The following is a 6,000-nucleotide window of genomic DNA, read 5'->3' as shown; positions in this document are numbered from 1 at the left end:
TAAATGAGAAAGTGGCATGTTGGTTAAGGAGGGAATCAAGGGACAGGGCTTTATCAGGACTGGTGAAGGTTATCGTATAATGCCAAGGTTGATTGAGTGGCTCATCGCCTTTAACCTGCAACACCGACACCGGTGAACCCAGCCCCTCCACTGTTAGCGTATACCGATTATGGCTCACACTTTTCAACCCATCAATTAACCCATTAACCAATCCCTCACCTAACTTGTCAACCAAACGGTCAAACTTGTTTGCCATGCTTTTTCCTTTCCTTTTTCAGTTTAATATTATTATTTATTAGCCACTTACACTACTACTGTGGTTTTACACGCAACAACATAAAAAACAAATTATAAGCGATTTTGGCATTAATTTTAACCCTTATTTTTAAAATACCTTTGATTAATATAACTAATTTATATTGATTAATTAGATAGCAGGAAAAACACATTTGCCAGAAAAAAGATAAGAGTATCAATTTTTATCAATCTAGGAAGGTGACGGCAGCTTGCTTTATAGACCGTAATGATAAGCTTTGTCTAATTAGGCATCAGAAGCAAACGAGTGGGATATGTTTTCCTGAAAAAACAGTAAAATAAAAACTTCAATAAAATCAATAACTTTCCTGACTGTTTTTTGGTGATTGCTAAAGCTGTTCTGTAAGTAAGCTCTTACAGAACGCTTATAACAATTAGTTGAATGACTTATTAGTTGAAAAACTTATGGCATTGTAGGCAGATCCAATCCCATATTCCGCCAAAGAATCCTGTTTTTTTAATATCCTGTAAAGCAACAAGTGGTTGTTCGTTAATGACTTTACCGTCTAGTAAAAATTGCATTTTACCTACAGCATTGCCTTTGGCGATTGGGGCATAGATGTAATCATCAATTTTATATTCAATTTGTACATCGGCAGCTCGTCCTTTTGGTACAGTAATAAATGCGCCATTAACAGCACCAAGTTGGATTTTGTTTTGATCACCATACCAAATCGATTCGGTAGCAACTGGGCTACCTGCTTTTACGGGATTTGCAGTTTCAAAAAATCGAAACCCCCAGACTAATAGCTTTTTACTTTCTGCTTCGCGACCTTTAAATGTGCGTCCGCCCAGTACCGCTGAAATTAAGCGGGTGTTGCCTTCTACCGCCGAGGCAACTAAGTTGTAGCCTGCAGCATTGGTGTGACCTGTTTTTATTCCGTCAACGTTTAATGTGGTGTCCCAAAGTAATCCGTTTCGGTTTAATTGTGGTTTGGACAGCGTGTAGGTAAATTCTTTTTCTTTATAAATAGAATATTCTTCAGGTAGGTCACGAATTAGTGCTTGACCTAAATATGCCATATCTTTGGCTGTGGTATATTGTCCTGGTGCATCAAGTCCGTGTACAGTTTCAAAATGCGTATGGTTTAGTCCAATTTTTTTTGCATAATCATTCATTAAGTTAACAAATGCACCTTGGCTACCTGCTACATGTTCAGCCATAGCAATACAAGCATCATTACCTGATTGAATAATGATACCTTTGTTTAGATCAGAAACAGAAACCGTTTTACCGACTTCTAAAAACATTAGTGATGAGCCTTTTAATATTGGGTTACCCGTTGCCCAAGCATCTTTACTGACAACAACCATATCATCATTTTTTATGCGGCCTGATTGTAATGCTTGCCCAATCACATAGCTGGTCATCATTTTAGTTAAGCTTGCGGGATCGCGTTGCTGTTCGGCATTATATTGCGCTAAAATTTCGCCTGATTTTGCATCGATTAGAATGTAAGCTTCCGCGTCTAATTGCGGAATAGCAGGAATAGGAAATGCCATTTCAGCCGATGCCGATGAACAAATTGCAAGCGCTAAGAAAGTAAAAGATAATTTAAATTTCTTTTTCATTTATTTAAATTCCGTTAAATATTTTTAGATAACATGTATCGATGAGTATGAATAGACATCATAATGCCAAAACTTGCCATTAATACAACTAAGGATGAGCCGCCATAACTTATTAGTGGTAATGGTACACCAACAACAGGCAAGATTCCACTGACCATACCAATATTAATGAACACATAAATAAAAAATACTAAAATAAGTCCACCAGAAAGGATCCGTCCAAAGGTGGTTTGCGCCTGTGCTGCAATAAATAGCCCTCGCACAATTAGGCATAAAAATAAGATCAGTAAGATGATGGAGCCAATAAAACCAAACTCTTCAGCAATAACTGAAAAAATAAAGTCGGTATGCCGTTCAGGTAAAAATTCAAGTTGCGATTGTGTGCCTTCAAGCCATCCTTTTCCCCATATACCGCCCGATCCTATTGCTATTTTTGATTGAATAATATGGTAACCAGCCCCACTTGGGTCAAGTTCAGGGTTGATAAGCATAAGTACACGTTTTTGCTGATAATCATGCATTAAACAAAACCACATAATCGGTAAAAAAACAGCAATTAAAACAAGTGCAATAAGAATATAGCGCCAGTTCATACCTGCTAAAAAGATAATAAAAATGCCTGACATGGCTATCAATATAGCAGTCCCTAAATCGGGTTGCATAGCCACCAGTAATGTGGGTACCCCAATGATAGCAAGTGTTTGTAACGTGGTTTTTAATGGTGGTGGACATCCATCACGGTGAATGAATTTAGCAACCATTAATGGTACAGCAATTTTGGCAATTTCAGAGGGTTGAAATCGCAATACACCTAAATCTAACCAACGTTGGGCTCCTTTACTGGTATAACCAAAAATATCTACCAGTAATAAGATTAAAATACAAACCACATAGAGATATGGCGCCCATTTTTCATAAGTTCTGGGCGAAAATTGCGCCAATATAATCATAGCAGCAAAACCAAGTAATATTTGTATTGCTCGCTTTTGTATCATGTCGATACTTTGTCCTGTTGCACTCCAAAGAATATAAAGGCTATAACCCAGTAATAACGTTATAAATAAAAAGAACAGGGGATCAATATGTATTTTTTGCCAAAAACTCTTTTTAATATTATTCATTATTAGTCCTCTGTTTCTGTATTGGTTGACGGTTGGTTGAGCTCGGTAGAATTGTTGCCTAAAAGGTAAAAATCCAATATTTTACGTGCTACCGCACCACCGTTCGAGCTACCACCCCCGCCGTTTTCTAAAACAATGGCTAAGGCTATTTTTGGTTTATCATAAGGCGCATACGCAATAAATAATGCATGATCGCGTAAATGTTCAGGTATTTTATGGGCGTTATAGATTTCGTCTTGCTTTAAGCCATAAACCTGTGCAGTACCCGATTTGCCCGCTGCTTGATATTTTGCATCAGCATAAATTTTGCGTGCTGTTCCTCGTGCACCAAACATAACTCGGTGCATACCTTCTTTAACAAGCGACCAATAAGCTGGGTTAACATCAACTAGGCTAGTTGCTTCGATATAATTATTTGAATCAACTTGAGGTTGCTGTTCATTAGAATTTAAAATATCGCTCTTTTTATATAATAAAAAGTGTGGTGTATAGGTTTTGCCGTTATTGATCAAAGTTGTTAGTGCTTTGGCCATTTGTATTGGGGTTGCTGTCCAATAACCTTGTCCTATGCCAACAGGTATAGTATCACCTTGTAACCAAGACTTTTTATGCCGTTTGATTTTCCACTCACGACTAGGCATTACCGCTCGTGTTTCTTCGTTTTGGGAAATATCTACGCCTGTTCGCTCACCATAACCAAATTTACTCATCCATAAGTTTAAGCGATCAATGCCCATGTCATAAGCAACTTGGTAAAAGTAGGTATCAACCGATTCCTCAATGGCTTTTAATACATCAACACGACCATGTCCCCATTTAAGCCAATCTCGATAACGTCGTTCTGTACCCGGTAATTGCCACCAACCAGGATCGTTAACTACGCTTTTTGGGGTCACTACACCTTCACTTAATGCCGCAATAGAAATAAACGGCTTAACAGTCGAGGCCGGTGGATAAGCACCGAGTAAAGCTCGATTAAAAAGCGGTTTACTTGGGTCTTTGAGTAATTCACTATATTTAGTGCTTGATATCCCACCCACAAACGGGTTGGAATCATAACTTGGGCTTGAAACTAAAGCTAATATTTCACCATTATTAGGGTCAATTGCCACCACAGCTGCTTTACGTCCAGCTAGTAATTGTTCAATATATAGTTGCAATTTAAGGTTGATAGATAAATAGATATCTTCGCCCGCTTGGGGGGGATTTTTATTTAGTTGACGAACAATGCGTCCGCGGCTGTTAACTTCAACTTTTTCATAACCCGGGGTTCCGTGTAATACATCTTCGTAGTATTTTTCGATACCCATTTTACCAATATTAAAAGTAGCTACATAATCACTAGTTTTATTTTCATCTTCTAGACGTTGTTTATCTTGGCTGTTAATTTTAGAAATATATCCAAGAATATGGGTTAGTGATGCCCCATAAGGATAATAACGATGCTGTATATCCATAATGGATACATATGGAAAGCGGTGTTGATCAACAACAAAACGCGCAATCTGTTCTTGAGTTAAGTTATTTTTTAATGGGACAGGTCTGTGCGCTTTATAATTTCGGCGCTCTTTTTGGAAATTTTCGATATCTTCGTCAGTTAAATCAACAATTTTTTTTAATTCATTAAATTGTTCATTCAGGTTTTTTACCTTATCAGGAATGATGTTTAATTGGTATGTGATATTGTTAATGGCTAATGGGGCGCCATTACGGTCATAAATCATGCCGCGATTAGGTGGAATAGGTATAATTTCAATGCGATTATCATTAGATTTGGTGCTGTAATAACCGTAATTTACAATCTGCAATCCAGCAAGGTTAACAAGCAAAACAATAATTAAAATGATAATGACAATAAATGAAAACAACGCTCTACGAAAAAATAAATTTGCTTCTGCTGAGTGATCTCGAATGTTTGTTTTCCTTTTTTTGCTTGAAATAGGGATAACAATACTCCTCTAAATGTTTTTTTCTGTTTGTGGTTTATGTTGCTGTTCTTCCCATTTATCATAAGCATTAACAATTTTGGCAACCACTGGATGGCGTACCACATCTTCGCTATTGAAAAAATTAAAGCTGATTTCATCAACTTTACTTAGTACCTCAATGGCATGGCGTAAGCCCGATTTTTGATGACGTGGTAAATCTATTTGAGTAATATCACCAGTAATTACCGCTTTAGAATTAAAGCCGATACGGGTTAAAAACATTTTCATTTGTTCAATTGTGGTGTTTTGGCTTTCATCAAGAATAATAAAGGCGTCATTAAGCGTACGCCCACGCATATAAGCTAGTGGTGCGACTTCAATCACGCTTTTTTCAATCAGTTTTTCAACTTTTTCAAAGCCAAGCATTTCAAATAAAGCATCGTAAAGTGGACGTAAGTAAGGATCCACTTTTTGACTTAAATCACCTGGTAAAAAGCCTAACTTTTCACCAGCCTCGACAGCGGGTCGGGTTAGTACAATGCGGCGAATTTGCTGTTTTTCAAGTGCATCTACTGCTGCCGCCACAGCTAAATAGGTTTTACCTGTTCCTGCTGGCCCTATACCGAACGAGATGTCATAATCTAAAACATGAGCAATATATTGAGCTTGATTAGCCGTTCGGGGTTTGATAATACCCCGTTTGGTTTTTATCATCACTAGCTTTCCGCCTTGATGATCAATATAAGCAGGTAAGTGTTCACTTGCTTTTTGTAAAGCACCTGACTCTTTTATTGCTAGATGTATTTGTTCAGGCTCAATATCAATAACTTTATCTTTGATTTGGGTATGTTGATAAAGGGATTGTAAAATATCAATAGTTGCTTGAACGCAGATACTGTCACCTGTTATTGTAAATAAATTACCTCGGTGATTAATTTCAATACCAAGTCTGCGCTCTAGCTGTTTAATATTGTCATTATAAGGACCACAAAGACTATTAAGACGCTGATTATCAGCAGGTTCTAGCATGGTTTCATTTGTCGTAATATTCAAAGATAAGTCCT

5 protein-coding genes are annotated in these 6,000 nt (G+C 37.4%); all 5 read right to left on the bottom strand.

The features are described from left to right. Positions 1 to 256, bottom strand: a 256-nt coding sequence (locus GQ589_RS10305; RefSeq protein ID WP_160426016.1) for a hypothetical protein, incomplete at its 3' end; no start/stop codon positions are given. Positions 257 to 705: 449 nt separating this feature from the next. Beyond that, positions 706 to 1,887: a serine hydrolase gene (locus GQ589_RS10300; protein WP_160412782.1), complete on the bottom strand. Its 1,182-nt coding sequence runs from the start codon at positions 1,885 to 1,887 to the stop codon at positions 706 to 708. Between the two features lie 14 nt (positions 1,888 to 1,901). After that, on the bottom strand, positions 1,902 to 3,008 hold the full coding sequence (gene mrdB, locus GQ589_RS10295; RefSeq protein ID WP_160412785.1) for a peptidoglycan glycosyltransferase MrdB: 1,107 nt from the start codon (positions 3,006 to 3,008) through the stop codon (positions 1,902 to 1,904). 2 nt (positions 3,009 to 3,010) lie between these two features. Further along, positions 3,011 to 4,948 (bottom strand): penicillin-binding protein 2, encoded by a 1,938-nt coding sequence (mrdA, locus tag GQ589_RS10290; protein ID WP_160412817.1) that lies wholly within the window; start codon positions 4,946 to 4,948, stop codon positions 3,011 to 3,013. Positions 4,949 to 4,966: 18 nt separating this feature from the next. Then, complete coding sequence (locus tag GQ589_RS10285) at positions 4,967 to 5,989, bottom strand: PhoH family protein (RefSeq protein WP_237398399.1); 1,023 nt, start codon at positions 5,987 to 5,989, stop codon at positions 4,967 to 4,969. Between the last annotated feature and the right edge of the window lie 11 nt (positions 5,990 to 6,000).

The organism is Gilliamella sp. Pas-s27 (genome assembly GCF_009795865.1).
Lineage (GTDB): Bacteria > Pseudomonadota > Gammaproteobacteria > Enterobacterales > Orbaceae > Gilliamella.
Note: the sequence above shows the minus strand (reverse complement) of the source record. Positions and strands in the feature narration are given on the sequence as shown.